This window comes from Lactobacillus delbrueckii subsp. jakobsenii ZN7a-9 = DSM 26046 (genome assembly GCF_001888925.1).
GTDB lineage: Bacteria > Bacillota > Bacilli > Lactobacillales > Lactobacillaceae > Lactobacillus > Lactobacillus delbrueckii.
In genome coordinates, this window is record NZ_CP018218.1 from 587,993 (window position 1) to 604,586 (window position 16,594).

At 47.8% G+C, this 16,594-nt stretch carries 11 protein-coding genes, 1 tRNA gene and 3 pseudogenes; 13 read left to right on the forward strand and 2 right to left on the reverse strand.

Annotated features, from left to right (window positions below; translation table 11 throughout):
• Positions 1-29: 29 nt before the first annotated feature.
• The 3 genes from LJ046_RS03050 to LJ046_RS03060 all read left to right on the forward strand — a co-directional run bounded on the left by LJ046_RS03050 (position 30) and on the right by LJ046_RS03060 (position 2,811).
• Positions 30-1,121, forward strand: a complete 1,092-nt coding sequence (locus tag LJ046_RS03050; protein WP_002877897.1) for an acyltransferase — start codon at positions 30-32, stop codon at positions 1,119-1,121.
• A 257-nt stretch (positions 1,122-1,378) separates the two neighbouring features.
• Positions 1,379-2,644 carry a tyrosine--tRNA ligase gene (gene tyrS / locus LJ046_RS03055; RefSeq protein WP_002877898.1) on the forward strand — a complete coding sequence of 422 codons (1,266 nt, stop codon included), beginning with the start codon at positions 1,379-1,381 and terminating at the stop codon, positions 2,642-2,644.
• 94 nt (positions 2,645-2,738) lie between these two features.
• Positions 2,739-2,811, forward strand: a tRNA-Thr gene (locus LJ046_RS03060).
• Positions 2,812-2,970: 159 nt separating this feature from the next.
• On the opposite strand, the pseudogene LJ046_RS10620 reads toward LJ046_RS03060, so the two are convergent.
• A pseudogene (locus tag LJ046_RS10620) lies at positions 2,971-4,202 on the reverse strand (IS4 family transposase).
• A 309-nt stretch (positions 4,203-4,511) separates the two neighbouring features.
• Here LJ046_RS10620 and LJ046_RS03075 point away from each other — a divergent pair.
• Complete coding sequence (locus tag LJ046_RS03075) at positions 4,512-4,694, forward strand: zinc-ribbon domain-containing protein (protein ID WP_002877198.1); 183 nt, start codon at positions 4,512-4,514, stop codon at positions 4,692-4,694.
• A 464-nt stretch (positions 4,695-5,158) separates the two neighbouring features.
• Here the strand turns inward: LJ046_RS03075 and LJ046_RS10690 are convergent.
• Positions 5,159-5,308: pseudogene (locus tag LJ046_RS10690) on the reverse strand (transposase); the annotation flags it as partial.
• A gap of 166 nt (positions 5,309-5,474) precedes the next feature.
• On the opposite strand from LJ046_RS10690, the gene LJ046_RS03085 reads away from it, so the two are divergent.
• The 9 genes and pseudogenes from LJ046_RS03085 to LJ046_RS03125 all read left to right on the forward strand — a co-directional run bounded on the left by LJ046_RS03085 (position 5,475) and on the right by LJ046_RS03125 (position 16,581).
• The gene (locus LJ046_RS03085) at positions 5,475-6,125 is read left to right on the forward strand and encodes an HD domain-containing protein (protein WP_002877201.1); all 651 of its coding nucleotides are present in this window, start codon (positions 5,475-5,477) and stop codon (positions 6,123-6,125) included.
• 199 nt (positions 6,126-6,324) lie between these two features.
• The gene (locus LJ046_RS10695; RefSeq protein ID WP_002877205.1) at positions 6,325-6,486 is read left to right on the forward strand and encodes a hypothetical protein; all 162 of its coding nucleotides are present in this window, start codon (positions 6,325-6,327) and stop codon (positions 6,484-6,486) included.
• Positions 6,449-7,486: pseudogene (locus tag LJ046_RS03095) on the forward strand (peptide ABC transporter substrate-binding protein); the annotation flags it as partial. The gene LJ046_RS10695 and the pseudogene LJ046_RS03095, both read left to right, overlap by 38 nt.
• Positions 7,487-7,728: 242 nt before the next feature.
• Positions 7,729-9,357, forward strand: coding sequence for a peptide ABC transporter substrate-binding protein (locus LJ046_RS03100; RefSeq protein ID WP_002877209.1), 1,629 nt, complete (start codon positions 7,729-7,731; stop codon positions 9,355-9,357).
• Positions 9,358-9,621: 264 nt separating this feature from the next.
• Positions 9,622-11,250 carry a peptide ABC transporter substrate-binding protein gene (locus tag LJ046_RS03105; protein ID WP_002877213.1) on the forward strand — a complete coding sequence of 543 codons (1,629 nt, stop codon included), beginning with the start codon at positions 9,622-9,624 and terminating at the stop codon, positions 11,248-11,250.
• Between the two features lie 228 nt (positions 11,251-11,478).
• Positions 11,479-13,125: a peptide ABC transporter substrate-binding protein gene (locus tag LJ046_RS03110; RefSeq protein WP_002877214.1), complete on the forward strand. Its 1,647-nt coding sequence runs from the start codon at positions 11,479-11,481 to the stop codon at positions 13,123-13,125.
• 425 nt (positions 13,126-13,550) lie between these two features.
• Positions 13,551-14,471 carry an oligopeptide ABC transporter permease gene (gene opp3b, locus LJ046_RS03115; RefSeq protein WP_002877215.1) on the forward strand — a complete coding sequence of 307 codons (921 nt, stop codon included), beginning with the start codon at positions 13,551-13,553 and terminating at the stop codon, positions 14,469-14,471.
• Between the two features lie 21 nt (positions 14,472-14,492).
• Positions 14,493-15,524 (forward strand): ABC transporter permease, encoded by a 1,032-nt coding sequence (locus LJ046_RS03120; RefSeq protein ID WP_002877216.1) that lies wholly within the window; start codon positions 14,493-14,495, stop codon positions 15,522-15,524.
• 13 nt (positions 15,525-15,537) lie between these two features.
• Positions 15,538-16,581 carry an ABC transporter ATP-binding protein gene (locus tag LJ046_RS03125; RefSeq protein WP_002877218.1) on the forward strand — a complete coding sequence of 348 codons (1,044 nt, stop codon included), beginning with the start codon at positions 15,538-15,540 and terminating at the stop codon, positions 16,579-16,581.
• Positions 16,582-16,594: the final 13 nt, after the last annotated feature.

The window sequence follows — 16,594 nt, forward strand, 5'->3', positions numbered from 1 at the left end:
AAAGGGACTAAGGAGGATTAGTCCCTTTTTTGTCTTTTGAAATAAAAAAGGGGGCAATGATGGCTCATAAGCAGCGCGTCGCCTATCTCGATTACCTCCGCCTTGTGGCAATCTTGGGGGTAATCACTATCCATGTGGCCACGTCTCTCAACTTCTACCGGCAGGATTACGCGAGCTTAAACTGGCAGATCCTCAACTTCTGGGACGGCTTGAGCCGCTTTTGCGTGCCGGTTTTTATCATGATTTCCGGGGCTATTTTTCTGAATCCGGATTTTGATTTGAGCTGGGAAAAGCTTTTTAAAAAATACCTGCGCCGGATCGTAGTCAGCTACTTAATCTGGCAGCTGATTTATTGTGGCTGGTACTATTTCGCCAAGGAGGGCGACCTGGTGACCGTGGCTAAGTTCCTGATCGGCAGCTATGACCACCTGTGGTATCTGCCGATGATTGCCGGCCTTTACCTGGTGACGCCGCTTTTGCGGCCGCTGGCCAGAAGACGGCAGTTGCTCGAATACTACCTCTTGCTGGCCCTGCTTTTTGCCTGGCTTTTGCCGACCGGCCTGGACTTAATCCGCCTTTGGCCAAACCCGCCCAAGCATATGGCTGACGCGCTTGCCGCTTTTAAGCGCCTGCTGGGCAAGCTGGACCTGCAAACGGTAATGGGCTTTGGGGGCTACTACATGGCTGGCTACTACTTTAGCCAGGCCCACATGAGCAAGCGCAACCTGTATTTTGTCCAGGCCCTGGGCCTGCTGGGGGCTGGAGCGACAATCGGCTTGTCTGGCTGGCTGACGGCGAAGGTCGGCCATTTGCGCCTGACCTTGTACAGCTATAATTCCTTTTTTGTCCTGCTGGAGAGCAGCGCGGTTTTTCTCAGCCTGCAGATGCTTAAGCCCCGGCTTTGGTCAGAAGAAGTTTTAGGGGAATTGGCCGGGTCTGTCATGGGTATTTACCTGCTGCACCCGTTATTGATTTACTACTGGGGTAAGACGCCGGTCTGGCAGCTGGCGGCAAGTAATTCTGTCTGGCTGCCTGGCTTGGTAATTTTGATTTTTGCCAGCAGTCTCGCTATCGTCTGGCTCTTGCGCAGGAGCAGATTTTTGGCCCGCTGGCTTTTATAGGCTTGACCCGAAGGCGAATTCATGTTATTTTTATAAAAACGCGACAATGAAGTAGCTGCTTGGTTCAGCGTTCAGAGAACTAGCGGTTGGTGCGAGCTAGACAGGCCGGGCAGACGAAATACAGCGCGGGGAAGGAGAACCCCGTTAAGAAGCTCCCAAGAGGCACTTTGTGCGAACGTGGGTGGTACCACGGCTAAGACAGAATTTAGTCGTCCCTGGATCTTTTGATCTGGGGACTTTTTTATTTGGAGGCAGAAATGGCTAATTTTGACATTTTGGAAGATTTGAAATGGCGCGGCGCCATCAACCAGGAAACTGACGAGGAAGGCTTGCGGGATTACCTGGCCAAGCATGACGACCTGGCCCTTTACTGCGGGACTGACCCGACGGGTGACTCCCTGCACATCGGTCACTTGATTCCCTTCATGATCTTGAAGAGATTCCAGCTGGCCGGCTACAAGCCAGTCATCGTTATCGGCGGGGGCACGGGGTCAATCGGTGACCCATCCGGCCGGTCAACTGAGCGGGTCCTGCAGTCTGAAGAAACGATCAAGCACAATGAAGAAGCTTTGACGGCGCAGATGGTGAAGCTTTTTGGCACGGAAAACTTCCGCATCGTCAACAACCGTGACTGGCTGGGCAAGATGACCCTGCTGGAATTCCTCCGCGACTACGGCAAGCTCTTCCAGGTCAACAACATGCTGAACAAGGAAGTCGTGGCCAGCCGGCTGGAAAACGGGATCTCCTTCACTGAATTCTCCTACCAAATCCTGCAAGCCATCGACTTCTACATCCTGAACCGGGACCACGGCGTCCAGATGCAGATCGGCGGGGCTGACCAATGGGGTAACATCACGGCCGGGATCGACTTGATCCACCGCCTGGAAGGGGCAGACCGGCCAGCCTTTGGTTTGACCATCCCATTGATGCTGAAGGCCGACGGGACCAAGTTCGGCAAGTCCGCCGGCGGTGCTGTCTGGCTGGACCCGGAAAAGACCAGTCCTTACGAATTCTACCAATTCTGGATCAACCAGGACGACCGGGACGTGATCAAGTACCTCAAGTACTTCACCTTCCTCAACCACGAAGAAATCGACGCCTTGGAAGAAAAGGTCAAGACTGAACCATGGAAGCGGGAAGCCCAAAAGCGCCTGGCTGAAGAAGTAACCAAGTTCGTTCACGGCGAAGAAGGCTTGAAGGAAGCCCAAACGGTCACTGAGGCCCTCTTCTCCGGCAACGTGAAGGACTTGACCACCAAGCAGGTAGAAATCGCCCTGGCCAAGGCGCCAAGCGCTGAGAGCGGGGCAGAAAAGAAGAACCTGGTTGACTTCCTGGTTGACACCAAGATTGAATCATCCAAGCGGCAGGCACGAGAAGATGTTAACAACGGCGCCATCTATGTCAACGGCGACCGGATCCAGGACACCGACTTTGAAGTTGACCCGGCGGCTGCTTTTGACGGCAAGTTCGTCATCATCCGTAAGGGCAAGAAGAAGTACACCCTGGTGCACATCAAGGGCTAAAAAAGATTTTTAGAAAGTTTCCAGTTGGAAGCTTTCTTTTTTGTTTACTTTTTATCCTTTTGCCGAAAAGAAGCCGGCATGTTATAATTAAGGCGCTGCTGTAGCTCAGGAGGTAGAGCACCGCCGTGGTAAGGAGGAGGTCGCCAGTTCAAATCTGGCTAGCAGCTTAAAAAAGCAACTAATTGATCAGTAAAAGTGATAAAAATATTTGTGTGTCTGTTCCCAATCCTACTATACTAAGGATTATTAGTTAATATTTAAACTTCCCATACCAAAAAGGACTATGAAGCCTTGAAAACTTAATAGTTTAGCCAGTAAATATTCAATTAAGCTACTAGTGATGGCGATATAGCCTCTTGCATGTACTTCGGGAGGCGTGAAATGAAAGCGTTGGTGAACCTTTTCATCTGCTCTTCTGTCGGTTGGAAGATCTCTTTCACACTCTCGAACATGGCTTCCACCAGGATTTGTAGGGAGTGATTGAAAGTGATGTCCGCAAGTTCGTCTACCATGCAATAAAAGATCTCGCCTATTGTCCTATCATCTTCATCATCTCGCTTCTCAACTGACATGAGCATGTAGCGCAGAAAGACGAAAGCTGTATGGGCAGTCAATGCATCATATGACAGGCCATGGTATTCAGTGTCAAACTTCAAGAAACTCTTGCAGGTCTTGAAGAAGACCTCAATGTCCCATCTTTTGCCGTAAATTCTGATGATCTCATTTTCATCGATCGTCATGTCCGTGCAAATAAGAGCGATCCAGTCTTTGCGGTTGGAACGATTTCTTACGCAGACTATTCTGGCATCAATCTGGGCACCATCTTTGGCAGGATCTCCAACCTTTACAGGGACGGACAGGAGATATCTTGAACGACCCCGACGCTTCTTGCATGCGTTGAAGATCTGTTTGACGTTCATCCGCTTTCCTTCGAACTCGTATGTAATCTTGGAGCTTTTCTTTACCATGGCGATTACGTTCAAACCACGTTGACTGATTTGGACAATCTGATGAGGATTGGAGAACCAAGTATCAAACATGACGTACTTGGCAGTGAGCCCTGCTTTCAAGGCTTGATCGAGCAACTACATCGGTCCCCTTTGATTGTGCCATAATCCGCCTCTTGGCCGCGATTGTGCGCTTGTCGATCTTCTGGGTCGTCCCGATGACATTCTGATCGTTCTTTGAGGACAAGAGTGATGAAGCGATTGGGGCGTTGGTCAGAAGTCAGATCTTTTAGGTGTCCATTGACGATCCTCTTAGCTAGCAGAATAGTGAGGCGAAGCCAGTTGATATGTGGGTTCTGCATGAATTGATAGTAGGTGTTTTTGGAGAAGCCAGCAGTACACTTGCCAGACTTCTGTTGCATGTACATGCTTCTGTCTGGAAACACATTACTGAAGATGTATGAAAGGATCGACCAAAGTGGGATTCCTTTGGACTTGCGGAGCCCACATCTACGGAGAAGCTCCATAACTTTGTAGTCCTTGAAGAACTTTTCAACAGAACGGGCAATTTTAGGTTCGTTTTCAGTATCGAATGATGGTAAACTAGACATAGCGCAAGCCTTTCGTTTGATATTGATGATGTTTTGGTCGACTTAATTATATCAAGCGAACAAAGGCCTTGTGTTTTTTATTGGCTAAACTATTGAATTTTCAAGGTACAAGCCGACTTTTGTAAGTGGGAAGTTTAAGATATAATAAAGTGTTTTATGTTTCTTGCATTTCTTTAAATCATATGATATAGTATGTGTTGCATTGATGAATCAATGGCTTAACCAATTTTTGTGCATTTCACTCTTCATTTTTGGAGATATGATATGAACCTTAATTAGCTTAATCCATAATGAAGAGGAGATATTTAAATGCAAGATAAAACTTTAGTATGTAAAGATTGCCACAAGGAATTCGTATTCACTGAGGGTGAACAGGAATTCTACAAGGAAAAAGGTTTCGATAACGAACCTCAGAGATGCCTTGAATGCAGAAAAGCAAGAAAACAGGAAAGAAGAAACTTCAACAACAATAATTACAATAATTATAGATAGTTTTCGGGGAGGCCTCAGGGTCTCCTTTTTTATTTGCCTTAATTTAATTTTTATTATTTTAACTATAGATGTTTACAAATTTCTAAAAACTATATAATAATATAAATGACTATTGATTATATTATAGGGAGTTGAGAGTTTATCGTGAATAAAAACGGAGTTATTGCTGCCATATTAGCCTGATATAGGGATATTATACCCTTTTTTCAGACGTTGATAATAGTAACATCGTTTATTCAGGATAAACTCTTTTTGCTGCTATTTTATATATTGCAGCTGCGGTATCAAAATCAAAACAGATTTCAAATGTCAGTAATGGAAGAGGATTAAATTACCCTCTTCCATTTTTTATTGCTACCCTATACTATACTGAATTTCATAAATTTATATATAACACACTAGCACACTAAAAATCTTAGAGACAAAATAACAAAAATTCGGAGGTATTTATGAGCATTTTAGGATGAAGGGATCGACCAAAGTGGGATTCCTTTGGACTTGCGGAGCCCACATCTACGGAGAAGCTCCATAACTTTGTAGTCCTTGAAGAACTTTTCAACAGAACGGGCAATTTTAGGTTCGTTTTCAGTATCGAATGATGGTAAACTAGGCATAGCGCAAGCCTTTCGTTTGATATTGATGATGTTTTGGTCGACTTAATTATATCAAGCGAACAAAGGCCTTGTGCTTTTTTATTGGCTAAACTATTGAATTTTCAAGGTACAAGCCCACTTTTGTAAGTGGAAAGTTTAAGTAATTACAGCATACATGGAGGTAAAAATGGAACGGAAACTGATCGCGGATTTTGTCAAAGAAAATCTGGCTGAAGAAAGAACGGGGCATGACTATTACCACGGCAAGCGGGTGGCAGTCTTGGCTGAAAGAATGCTGCTGGCGGATCACCCGGAGGCTGGGCAAAAGAGCCGGGATATTGCTTATACGGCAGGCTTTGTCCACGACACGATCGATGAGAAGGTTTGCCCAAACCCAAGTGAAGTTTTAGCCAAATTGCGGGAAGTCTTTACGGCTGCTGGCTTAAGCGCAAGCGACCAGGACAATGTCTTTTTCGTGATCGAGCACATGTCTTTTTCCAAAAATATTGACCGCCACTACCGGCTCTCTTTAGAAGGAGAGTACGTCCAGGATGCCGACCGGCTGGAGTCTTTGGGGGCCATGGGGATAGCCCGGGCCTTCGTTTACAGCGGCAAGCACGATGACAAGATCTACGATCCGGAAATCCCGCCGATGGAACTGGTCAGCCATGATCAATACCGGAATCATGAAGAAACTACGATCAATCATTTTTATGAAAAGCTTTTTAAGCTGGAATGGCTGATGAACAGCCGGGCGGCCCAAAAAGAAGCCCGCCGGCGGACAGAATACATGCGGGATTTTGTCCGTGAATTTAGACATGAATGGGATTTAGATTAAATTTAAAGAAGCTTACCTATTATTAAGAAAATACAGAAATATTTAAATAATGGCGAGAATCCTTGCTATACCAATTGATCCTGGAAATAATAGATGGATTTTAAATGAAACTATCCTCGCTTTTCTTTAACACAAACATTAAACTTTTGGTTAGGCATGTGAGTCAATCATCAGTATAGACAAGTAAGGAGAAAGCACAATGAAAGTTTCCAAATTTTTAGGAGCTGGAGCAGCGGTAACATTATCTGCTTTAATGCTGGCGGCCTGCGGCTCAAGTTCCTCATCTTCCAAGTCGACCAGAAAGGCCTTGAGCTGGACGGTCGACGGCTTCCCAGTATTCTTACCTTTTCTCCGGGATTAAAAATGCCGATGCCATCGTAGCTGGCAAGAAGTCAGTCAACAGCTTGGGGATCAAGGCTGTCGGCAAGTACAAGCTGGTTATCACTTTGGAACAGTGGATTCCTTACTTTGACAAGCTGATGGGCTTTGCGGTCTTCTTACTGCAGTCTGAAAAGGCGGTCAAGAAGTACGGCTCTAAATACGGTACGGCATCCAAGTACATGATCTACAACGGTCCATTCGTGCAAAAGGGCTGGACCGGGTCCAATCTTTCCTGGAAGATGGTTAAGAACAAGTACCTGGCCAACACCAACATCCGGAAAGCCATCTCTTTGGCCGTCAACCGGAAGGGGCTGGTTTCATCACTTGGTGGCAACAACGTGGCGGCCAATACTCTGACCCCGCCAGGCTTAACCGATGTCAACGGCAAGGACTACACCAAGCTGCTTTCATCATCAGCTGAAAGCCTCTACCCGTCCTCAACCAAGAAGAGCGAGGCGGTTAAGTACCTCAACAAGGGCATGAAGCAATTGGGCGTAAGCAAGTAAGTTCAGCTTCAAGATCCTGGCTGACGACACTGACTCCGGCAAGAAGACAGCGGAACTGCTGCAGTCCAACATCGAAGCCACCTTCGACAGCAAGGTCAGCGTCAGCGTCCAGAACCTGCCGTTCAAGACCCGTCTTTCCCGGTCAACTTCAGGCAACTTTGACCTTGTCATCTCCGGCTGGAGCGCCGACTTTGCCGACCCGATCTCCTTCCTGGACCTGTTCACTTCCACCAATTCTGAAAACAACGGGAAGTGGAAGAACGCAACCTATGACAAGCTGATCGCTGACTCCAAGACCACGTCTTCAACCAGCAAGCGCTGGAGCGACCTGACTAAGGCAGAAAACATCCTGCTTAAGGATGCCGGTGTTACTACAGCACGACCGCGTCTTTAATCCGGCCGAGCGTCAAGGGCGTCATCCAGAACCGGGGGACTTGGAACTTCAAGAACGCCTACATCACCAGCAGCAAGTAGCGGTATAACAGCAAAATTAAAAGAATTTGACAAGAAGCGACCGTACGGCCGCTTCTTTTTTATCTTTTTCTTGCTATTTTTCGCTTATTTTTTCGTCAAAAATTTATTTTTCTTTAAGTTAGCCCTTGAAAATAGTCTAACTTAGAATTATAATTAATTTATCGTGTTGACTGAGGGACGGCTTTAAGCTGTGTTGGCCATCTTTTCAGCTCAAACAAATATGTGTTATAAGGAGAAAAAAGATGAAGTTATCTAAGACTTTGAGCGTTGGTGTAACTGTGCTGGCATCAGCGGCTCTCTTGGCTGCCTGTGGCAGCAACAGCAGTAAGGAATCCTCTTCTTCAAAGAAGACTTTGAACTGGACGGTTGCTTCTGAAATCCCAACCATGGACATGTCCAAGGCCACTGACTCTACTTCCTTCAACCAATTGTCAAACACTATGGAAGGTTTGTACCGTTTGGGCAAGAACTCCAAGCTGGAAAAGGCTTTGGCAACCAGCGAAAAGGTTTCTAAGGACGGTAAGACTTACACTTACACCCTGCGCAAGTCCAAGTGGAGCGACGGCAGCGAACTGACTGCCAAGGACTTCGTCTACTCATGGCGCAGAACTGTTGACCCAAAGACTGCTTCTCAATATTCCTACCTCTTCTCCGGGATCAAGAACGCTAACGCGATCGTAGCCGGCAAGAAGAAGCCTGAAACTCTGGGGATCAAGGCCGTTGGCAAGTACAAGCTGGTTATCACCCTGGAACGGCGTATCCCATACTTCGACAAGCTGATGGGCTTTGCTGTCTTCTTCCCGCAGTCAGAAAAGGCTGTTGCCAAGTACGGTTCTAAGTACGGTACGGCTTCTAAGTACATGCTCTACAACGGGCCATTTAAGCAAGTTGGCTGGACTGGCTCAAATCTGTCTTGGAAGATGGTCAAGAACCCATACTACTGGGACAAGAAGAACGTCAAGCTTGACACGATCACTTGGAGCGTACAAAAGACTCCATCAACTGCTTACAACTTGTACCAGTCAAACAAGCTGGACTACACTGGCCTGGACGCTTCACAAACCAAGCAATTGAAGAACCAGAAGGGCTACGTAACCTTAAACCAAGGTGCTACCTTCTACCTGCAATTCAACGTTGCCAAGAACAAGTACCTGGCTAACACCAATATCCGCAAGGCCTTGTCACTTGCTGTTGACCGGAAGGGCTTGACTTCATCCCTGGGCGGCAACAGTCTTCCAGCCAACACTTTGACTCCAACTCAATTGACTGACGTTAACGGTGAAGACTACACTAAGCGGATCTCCAAGTCTGCTAAAAGCTTCTACCCAGCTTCAACCAACAAGAATGAAGCCGTTAAGTACATGAACAAGGGCTTGAAGGAATTGGGCGTAAGCAAGTTCAGCTTCAAGATCTTGTCTGACGACACTGACGCCGGCAAGAAGACTACTGAATTCCTGCAATCAACCTTCGAATCAACCTTCGGCAACAAGGTTAGCGTTTCAGTTCAAAACCTGCCATTCAAGACCCGTCTGTCACGGTCAACTGCCGGCAACTTCGACATCGTTGTCTCCGGCTGGAGCGCCGACTTCGCCGACCCAATCTCCTTCCTGGACCTGTTCACTTCAACTAACCCAGAAAACAACGGTAAGTGGAAGAACACTTCCTACGACAAGCTGATCGCTGACTCCAAGACTACTGCTTCAACCAGCAAGCGTTGGGACGACCTGACTAAGGCAGAAGACATCCTGCTGAACAATGTCGGTGTTGCTCCGCTTTACTACAACACTAACGCTGCTTTGATCCGTCCAACTGTTAAGGACGTATACCAAAACCGTGGTACTTGGAACTTCAAGGACACTTACATCAAGTAATCAAGCGAAAAGAAGAGGCTGAGCCTCTTCTTTTTTGTGCTATAAGTATTTTTAGATTGACTTGTTTTTTGTGCTATAAGTATTTTTAGATTGACTTGTATCTGTTTTTGGATATTTAGATTGTTGAAATAAAATAGCGCTTTTTCTTAAAAATACTTGAAGAAGCATAAGCGAAGAACTATAATGAAAATATCATTAAAGGCTGCTGTAGAGCTTTAATTTGTGTAGGCGCTGGAACAGTCGGTAAAAGCAAGGAGAAAAAAGATGAAATTATCTAAGACTTTAAGCCTGGGAGCCACGGTTCTGGCTTCAGCAGCGTTGCTCGCTGCTTGTGGCAGCAATAGAAGTTCTTCTTCATCCAGCAGCAAGAAGACCTTGACCTGGATGGACTCAGCCGAAATTCCAACGATGGACCTCTCAAAGGCCACCGATGCGGCTTCCTTCAACCAGATTTCCAACACCATGGAAGGTCTCTACCGCTTAGGCAAGAATTCCAAGCTGGAAAAGGGCCTGGCTACCAGCGAAAAGGTTTCTAAGGACGGGAAGACCTATACTTACACTTTGCGTAAGTCCAAGTGGAGCGACGGCAGTGAATTGACCGCCAAGGACTTTGTCTACTCCTGGCGTCGGACCGTCAACCCGAAGACCGCTTCTCAATATTCTTACCTCTTCTCCGGGATCAAGAACGCTGACGCTATCGTTGCCGGCAAGAAGCCAGTCAGCTCTCTGGGGATCAAGGCTGTTGGCAAGTACAAGCTGGTTATCACCCTGGAACGGCGTATCCCATACTTTGACAAGCTGATGGGCTTTGCCGTCTTCTTCCCGCAGTCAGAAAAGGCTGTTACCAAGTACGGTTCTAAGTACGGCACGGCTTCTAAGTACATGCTCTACAACGGGCCATTCAAGCACGTTGGCTGGACCGGGTCCAACCTGTCCTGGAAGATGGTCAAGAACCCATACTACTGGGACAAGAAGAGCGTCAAGCTCGACACCATCAAGTGGACTGTTCAAAAGACTCCATCAACTGCCTACAACCTCTACCAGTCAAACAAGCTGGACGCGACTGCTTTGGACTCTTCACAAACCAAGCAATTGAAGAACCAAAAGGGCTACACCGAACTTAACCAAGGTGCTACCTTCTACCTGCAATTCAACATTGCCAAGAACAAGTACCTGGCTAATGCTAACGTCCGCAAGGCCCTGTCACTGGCTGTCAACCGGAAGGGACTGACCACCACTCTGGGCGGCAACAACCAGCCAGCCGACACTTTGACTCCAACCCAATTGACCAACGTCAACGGGGAAGACTACACCAAGCTGATCCCAAGCTCAGCTGAAAGCCTGTACCCGGCTAACCCGAACAAGAAGGAAGCCGTTAAGTACATGAACAAGGGCTTGAAGGAACTGGGCGTAAGCAAGTTCAGCTTCAAGATCCTGTCTGACGACACTGACGCCGGCAACAAGACCACTGAAGCCCTGCAGTCTAACTTCGAATCAAGCTTTGGCGACAAGATCAGCGTCAGCGTGCAAAACCTGCCGTTCAAGACCCGTCTGTCCCGGTCAACCGCCGGCAACTTCGACATCGTTGTCTCCGGCTGGAGCGCCGACTTCGCCGACCCGATCTCCTTCCTGGACCTGTTCACTTCAACTAACCCAGAAAACAACGGTAAGTGGAAGAACGCAACTTACGACAAGCTGGTTGCTGACTCCAAGACCACTGCTTCCGAAAGCAAGCGTTGGAGCGATCTGAGCAAGGCTGAAACCATCCTGCTGAAGGATGCCGGGATCTCACCATTGTACTACGACACTAATGTCTGGATGATCCGTCCAAGCGTCAAGAACGTCATCCAAAACCGTGGGACTTGGAACTTCAAGGACGCCTACATCAAGTAGTTTAAGTAGTCTGGAAAGCAACAGATTAAGCTGACAGATTTTTTAGAAAACGGGGCCAGGGCTCCGTTTTCTTTTTGCTATATACAATTCTGGCTATTTCTCTTTGCTGGTAAATTTAGAATTGCCAAAAGACTGGAAATCTTCTATAATGAAAAAATGATTAGATGCTGATGGATTGCTAAAAATGTGTTTTACAAAAAAGTTTTTTGACCAAGAGAGGACAAAACAGTGAGTAATTTTAAAAAGCTTCTGACAGCAACTGTCGCCGTATCCGGCGCCTTCTTGCTGGCAGCCTGCAGCAAGACCGCGACCAAGTCAGCCAAGCCTGTGTCCAGCAGCGGATATGAAAAGTCAATCAACTGGATGACCACTTCTGAACTGGAAAGCCTGGACCCGGCCAAGGCCGACGATACAGCCAGTGAGGAACAGATCGCCAATACCTATGAAGGCCTCTACCGGCTGGGCGAAAACTCCAAAACCGTTCCGGGCGTGGCTACCAAGAGCACGACCTCTAAAGACGGCTTGACCTGGACCTTTTACTTGAGAAAGGACGCCAAGTGGTCAAACGGGGACCCGGTAACGGCGGAAGATTTCGTTTATGCCTGGCGCCGGCAGGTTGACCCCAAGACTGCTTCCAGCCAGGTCAACAACTACGAAGGCATCAAGAATGCTATCAAGATCTCTGAAGGCAAGAAGAAGCCGTCCAGCCTGGGTGTCAAGGCCGAAGGCAAATACAAGCTGGTTGTGACTTTTGAAAAGAAGATTCCTTATTTTAAGGTCGTTACGGCCATCAGCTTGAAGCCGCTGGACTCCAAAGCTGTCAAGAAATACGGCAAGCGCTACGGTACCAAATCCGCCTATGCCGTCTACAACGGGCCTTTCAAGTCCGTGGGCTGGACTGGGTCCAACCTGACCTGGAAGCTGGCTAAGAACCCGTATTATTGGGATAAGAAGGCAGTTAAGCTGGAGACGATCAACTACAGTGTCCAGAAGACCCCGTCAACTGACTACAACCTCTACCAGACCGGGAAGCTGGACGCGGCTATCCTGGACACCCAGGCAGCCAAGAGCATGAAGGGCAAGAAGGGCTACCGGGTTCTGACCTTGGGCAACACCACCTACCTCTGCTACAACTACAAGAAGAAAAAGATCTTCCGTAATGCCAACTTGCGCCGGGCCATCTCCATGGCTATCAACCGCAAGCAGCTCTTGTCCACGATCGGTACCTACAACACCCAGGCCAAGACCTTTTCAGCCACCAACGTGGTTTTAGACGGGAAGAATTTTGCCCAGGAAGCGGAAAGTGCCAACTCCAGCGTGAACAAGTACGTGGAATACGACCTCAAGTCCGCCCGCAGTTACTTCAAGAAGGCCTTGAAGGAACTGGGCGTCAAGAAGGTTTCCTTTACTCTGATGGCTGACGACGACGACAGCTACAAGAAGCAGACGGAATTCATCCAGAGCGCCTTGACTGAGGCTTTTGGCGGCAAGATGACCGTTTCCGTCAACAACCTGCCAAAGACGACCCGGGTTTCCCGCCAAATTGCCAATAACTTTGATGTCGTTTTGGGCGGCTTGACCAGCGACTTCCCGGACCCATATCACTTCCTGGCTTACATGCAGTCAGGACAGACTTACAACTTCGGCAAGTGGTCTAATAAGGAATACGATAAGGCTGTCAAGGCGTCCCTGACCATGGACAAGACCAAGCGCCGCAAGGCCTTGCTCAAGGCGGAAAAGATCCTAATCGACCAGGAAGCTATCAGCCCGCTTTACCACATGGGTCAGGCCTGGATGATCAGACCAAATATCAAGAACCTGGTCTTCAACGGCGAATACCCAGACTTTAAGACAACTTACGCGGTTAAAAATTAAAATTTAACCGTGGTATAATTGAAAGTTGAGACGTTAGCAATAACGCTCAACTTTTTCTTTATTCCGGGGTTTATGTCCGGGAGTAGGATATTTTTTGGGCTAAAGGAGGGAGGCCACTAAAGATGTCTGCTGGCTGAAAGTTAAGAAAATTAGTTTTTACAGGAAAAAAGACTAATATTTTTATCTTAGCCGAACACTTATTTAAAAAAGGCCAGTCTAAGTTCCAGATAGACTCAAAAAAGAAAAAAGCAAAGTTTAAGTTAGCTGCCAAATGATGGGAAAAATGGACAAAAAGCCCGTAGTGCTTGACTTTTAGGGGCATAGTTTTATATCATCGTATGGTAATTTCTTTATTTTTTGGTATAATAAGAAAAATATTAAAAATGTAATGCTGATTAAAGCGAAAAAGTGTAAGGAGCAATACTATGGCTAAATACTTACTAAAACGTATTTTCTACATGATCCTCACTTTGTTCCTCGTTGCGACGATTACCTTCTTCTTAATGAAGATGATGCCAGGTTCTCCGTACGCCAACGAAGCAAAGATGACGGCTACCCAAAAGGCAATTATGAACAAGCAATACGGCTTGGACAAACCTGTTATTGAACAATACATCACTTACCTGGCTGGCGCCGCGCATGGTGACTTTGGGATTTCCTTCCAATACAGCAACCAGCCTGTTTCCAGCTTGATCGGGGCGCGTTTGGGCGCTTCTGCTCAATTGGGTCTGCAAGCTCTGGTTGTCGGGATTATCCTGGGGATCATCATCGGCTCAATCGCGGCCGTGAACCAAGGTACCTGGATCGACTCCACCGCGACGATCGTTTCCATCATCGGTAAGTCGGTTCCTAACTTCGTTCTGGCGGTATTGCTTCAATACTACATCGGCTTGAAGCTGGGCTGGTTCCCAATCGCCGGCTGGGGTGAAGCAGCACAGACGATCATGCCGACGATCGCCCTCTCGGTAGGGCCGCTGGCCGAAACAGCCAGATTTGTCAGAACGGAAATGGTCGACACCTTGAGTTCCGACTACGTTGAACTGGGCAAGGCCAAGGGTCTTAGCCGGATCGAAGTCATCAGAAAGCACACCCTGCGTAACTCAATGATTCCATTGGTTACCTTGATCGGGCCATACGCCGTTGCTTTGATGACTGGTTCAATGGTTATCGAAAACATCTTCAACATTCCTGGGATCGGGGAACAGTTCACCAAGTCAATCCTGACTAACGACTACCCGACCATCATGGGTGTAAGTATGGTTTACTGCTTCGGTTTGGTGGTAATCCTGCTGCTCACTGACATCGTGTACAGTCTGATCGACCCACGGATCAGACTGACTGACTAACGGAAAGCGAGGTTAAAATCAATGGATCAAGACGCAAGTAACGTAAAGATCACACCTGAATCCTTTGAACACGTGGAAAAGGGTGACACGCAAAGTGCGGAACACATTTCTGGTCCCTCACTTTCTTTCATGCAGAACGTGTGGATCAGATTCAAGAGCAACAAGGCAGCCATGATTTCCGCTGTGATCATCATCGTGATGGTGGTTATCGCTTTTGGTTCCAGCTTCTGGATCAACAACTCCAGCTTGGTTAAGTCAGCTCCGCAATACGCCAACCTCCCGGCCAAGTGGAAGGGCTTTGAGTGGCTCAACGGCTTGAACGGGAAGATCAAGCAAAACGGCGTTTGGACTGATGCTTACGCTTCAGTGCCAGCTGGCAAGTACTTCGTTGCCGGGACCGACTACCTGGGCCGGTCATTGGCCCAAAGAATCATCTACGGTACCAAGATCTCCTTGATCGTTGCCGTGGTTGCGGCCTTCTTCGACCTGGCCATCGGGGTTGCCTACGGGATCATCTCCGGTTGGAAGGGCGGCATGACTGACAACATCATGCAACGGATTATCGAAATCATTTCTTCAGTTCCTACCCTGGTTATCGTGGTGCTGATGCTGGTTGTCTTGAAGCCCGGCATCACTTCCATCATCTTGGCCCTGGCCATTTCCTCATGGACGACCATGGCTCGGCAGATTCGGGCCGAGACCTTGTCGCTGAAGAATGAAGAATACATTCTGGCAGCCCGGTCCTTGGGCGAATCAACCTTTAAGATCGCTACCAAGCACCTGATTCCAAACCTGTCCAGTATCATCATCATTCAAACCATGTACACCATCCCGAGTGCCATCTTCTTCGAAGCCTTCCTGAGTTTCATCGGTATCGGTATTTCCGCGCCTGAAACTTCCCTGGGTGTGCTTTTGAACGAAGGGCAGAAGAACTTCCAGTTCCTGCCATACCAAATGTGGTACCCAGCAGCAGTCCTCTGCGTTTTGATGATTGCCTTTAACCTGCTCGGTGACGGTCTGCGTGATGCCTTCGACCCTAAGGGTCAAAGATAAGGGAGACGAACATATGGCAAATAGAATTTTAGACGTTAAAAACTTAAAGATTGACTTCCACACTTACGCTGGTGAAGTTAAGGCCATTCGTGACGTTTCATTCCACCTTGATGAAGGTGAAACTTTAGCGATCGTTGGTGAATCCGGTTCAGGCAAGTCAGTTACCACCCGGAGCATCATCGGCCTTTTGGCCAAGAACTCCCAGATCATGGGTGGGCAAATCCTTTTCCACGGCAAGGACCTGTTGAAGCTTTCCGAAAAGGAATGGCAGCAAATCCGTGGTAACCAGATCGCCATGATCTTCCAGGACCCAATGACTTCTTTGGACCCGACCATGAAGATCGGCCAGCAGATTGCTGAACCATTGATCAAGCACAAGGGCGCTTCGAAGAAGGAAGCCTGGGCTAAGGCCTTGGAAATGATGAAGGCCGTTGGTATTTCGAACGCTGAAGAAAGAATCAACCAATACCCGCACCAATTCTCTGGTGGTATGCGGCAAAGAATCGTTATCGCCATTGCCTTGATCTGTGAACCGGAAATTCTTTTGGCTGACGAACCAACTACTGCCTTGGACGTTACTGTGCAAGCTGAAATCCTGGACTTGATGAAGGACTTGCAAAAGAGGGTCAAGACTTCCATCATCTTCATCACCCACGACTTGGGTGTCGTTGCCGGGATGGCTGACCGCGTTAATGTTATGTACGCCGGGGAATTTTTGGAAAAGGGAACGGTTGACGAAATCTTCTACAACCCGCAACACCCTTACACTTGGGGCTTGATCAACTCCATGCCGACCCTGACCAGTGAAAAGCTGGAATCAATTCCAGGGACCCCGCCAGACTTGCTTGATCCGCCAAAGGGCGACCCATTTGCCCCGAGAAACAAGTACGCAATGAAGATCGACGCGCAAATGAAGCCGCCGTTCTTCAAGGTTTCAGAAACCCACCAAGCTGCTACCTGGCTCCTGCACCCAGACGCGCCAAAGGTTACTCCGCCTGATGAAATCGTGCGTCGCTGGGAACACTACAAGGAACTGCAAGCAGCTGACAAGGATTAAAGGAGAAGCAGAA

Bases quoted from the DNA above. Each gene is read 5' to 3' on its own strand.
- LJ046_RS03085 (WP_002877201.1), top strand. From the start codon at position 5,475: ATGGAACGGAAACTGATCGCGGATTTTGTCAAAGAAAATCTGGCTGAA.
- LJ046_RS03105 (WP_002877213.1), top strand. From the start codon at position 9,622: ATGAAATTATCTAAGACTTTAAGCCTGGGAGCCACGGTTCTGGCTTCA.
- LJ046_RS03075 (WP_002877198.1), top strand. From the start codon at position 4,512: ATGCAAGATAAAACTTTAGTATGTAAAGATTGCCACAAGGAATTCGTA.
- LJ046_RS03120 (WP_002877216.1), top strand. From the start codon at position 14,493: ATGGATCAAGACGCAAGTAACGTAAAGATCACACCTGAATCCTTTGAA.
- tyrS (WP_002877898.1), top strand. From the start codon at position 1,379: ATGGCTAATTTTGACATTTTGGAAGATTTGAAATGGCGCGGCGCCATC.
- LJ046_RS03125 (WP_002877218.1), top strand. From the start codon at position 15,538: ATGGCAAATAGAATTTTAGACGTTAAAAACTTAAAGATTGACTTCCAC.
- opp3b (WP_002877215.1), top strand. From the start codon at position 13,551: ATGGCTAAATACTTACTAAAACGTATTTTCTACATGATCCTCACTTTG.
- LJ046_RS03100 (WP_002877209.1), top strand. From the start codon at position 7,729: ATGAAGTTATCTAAGACTTTGAGCGTTGGTGTAACTGTGCTGGCATCA.
- LJ046_RS10695 (WP_002877205.1), top strand. From the start codon at position 6,325: ATGAAAGTTTCCAAATTTTTAGGAGCTGGAGCAGCGGTAACATTATCT.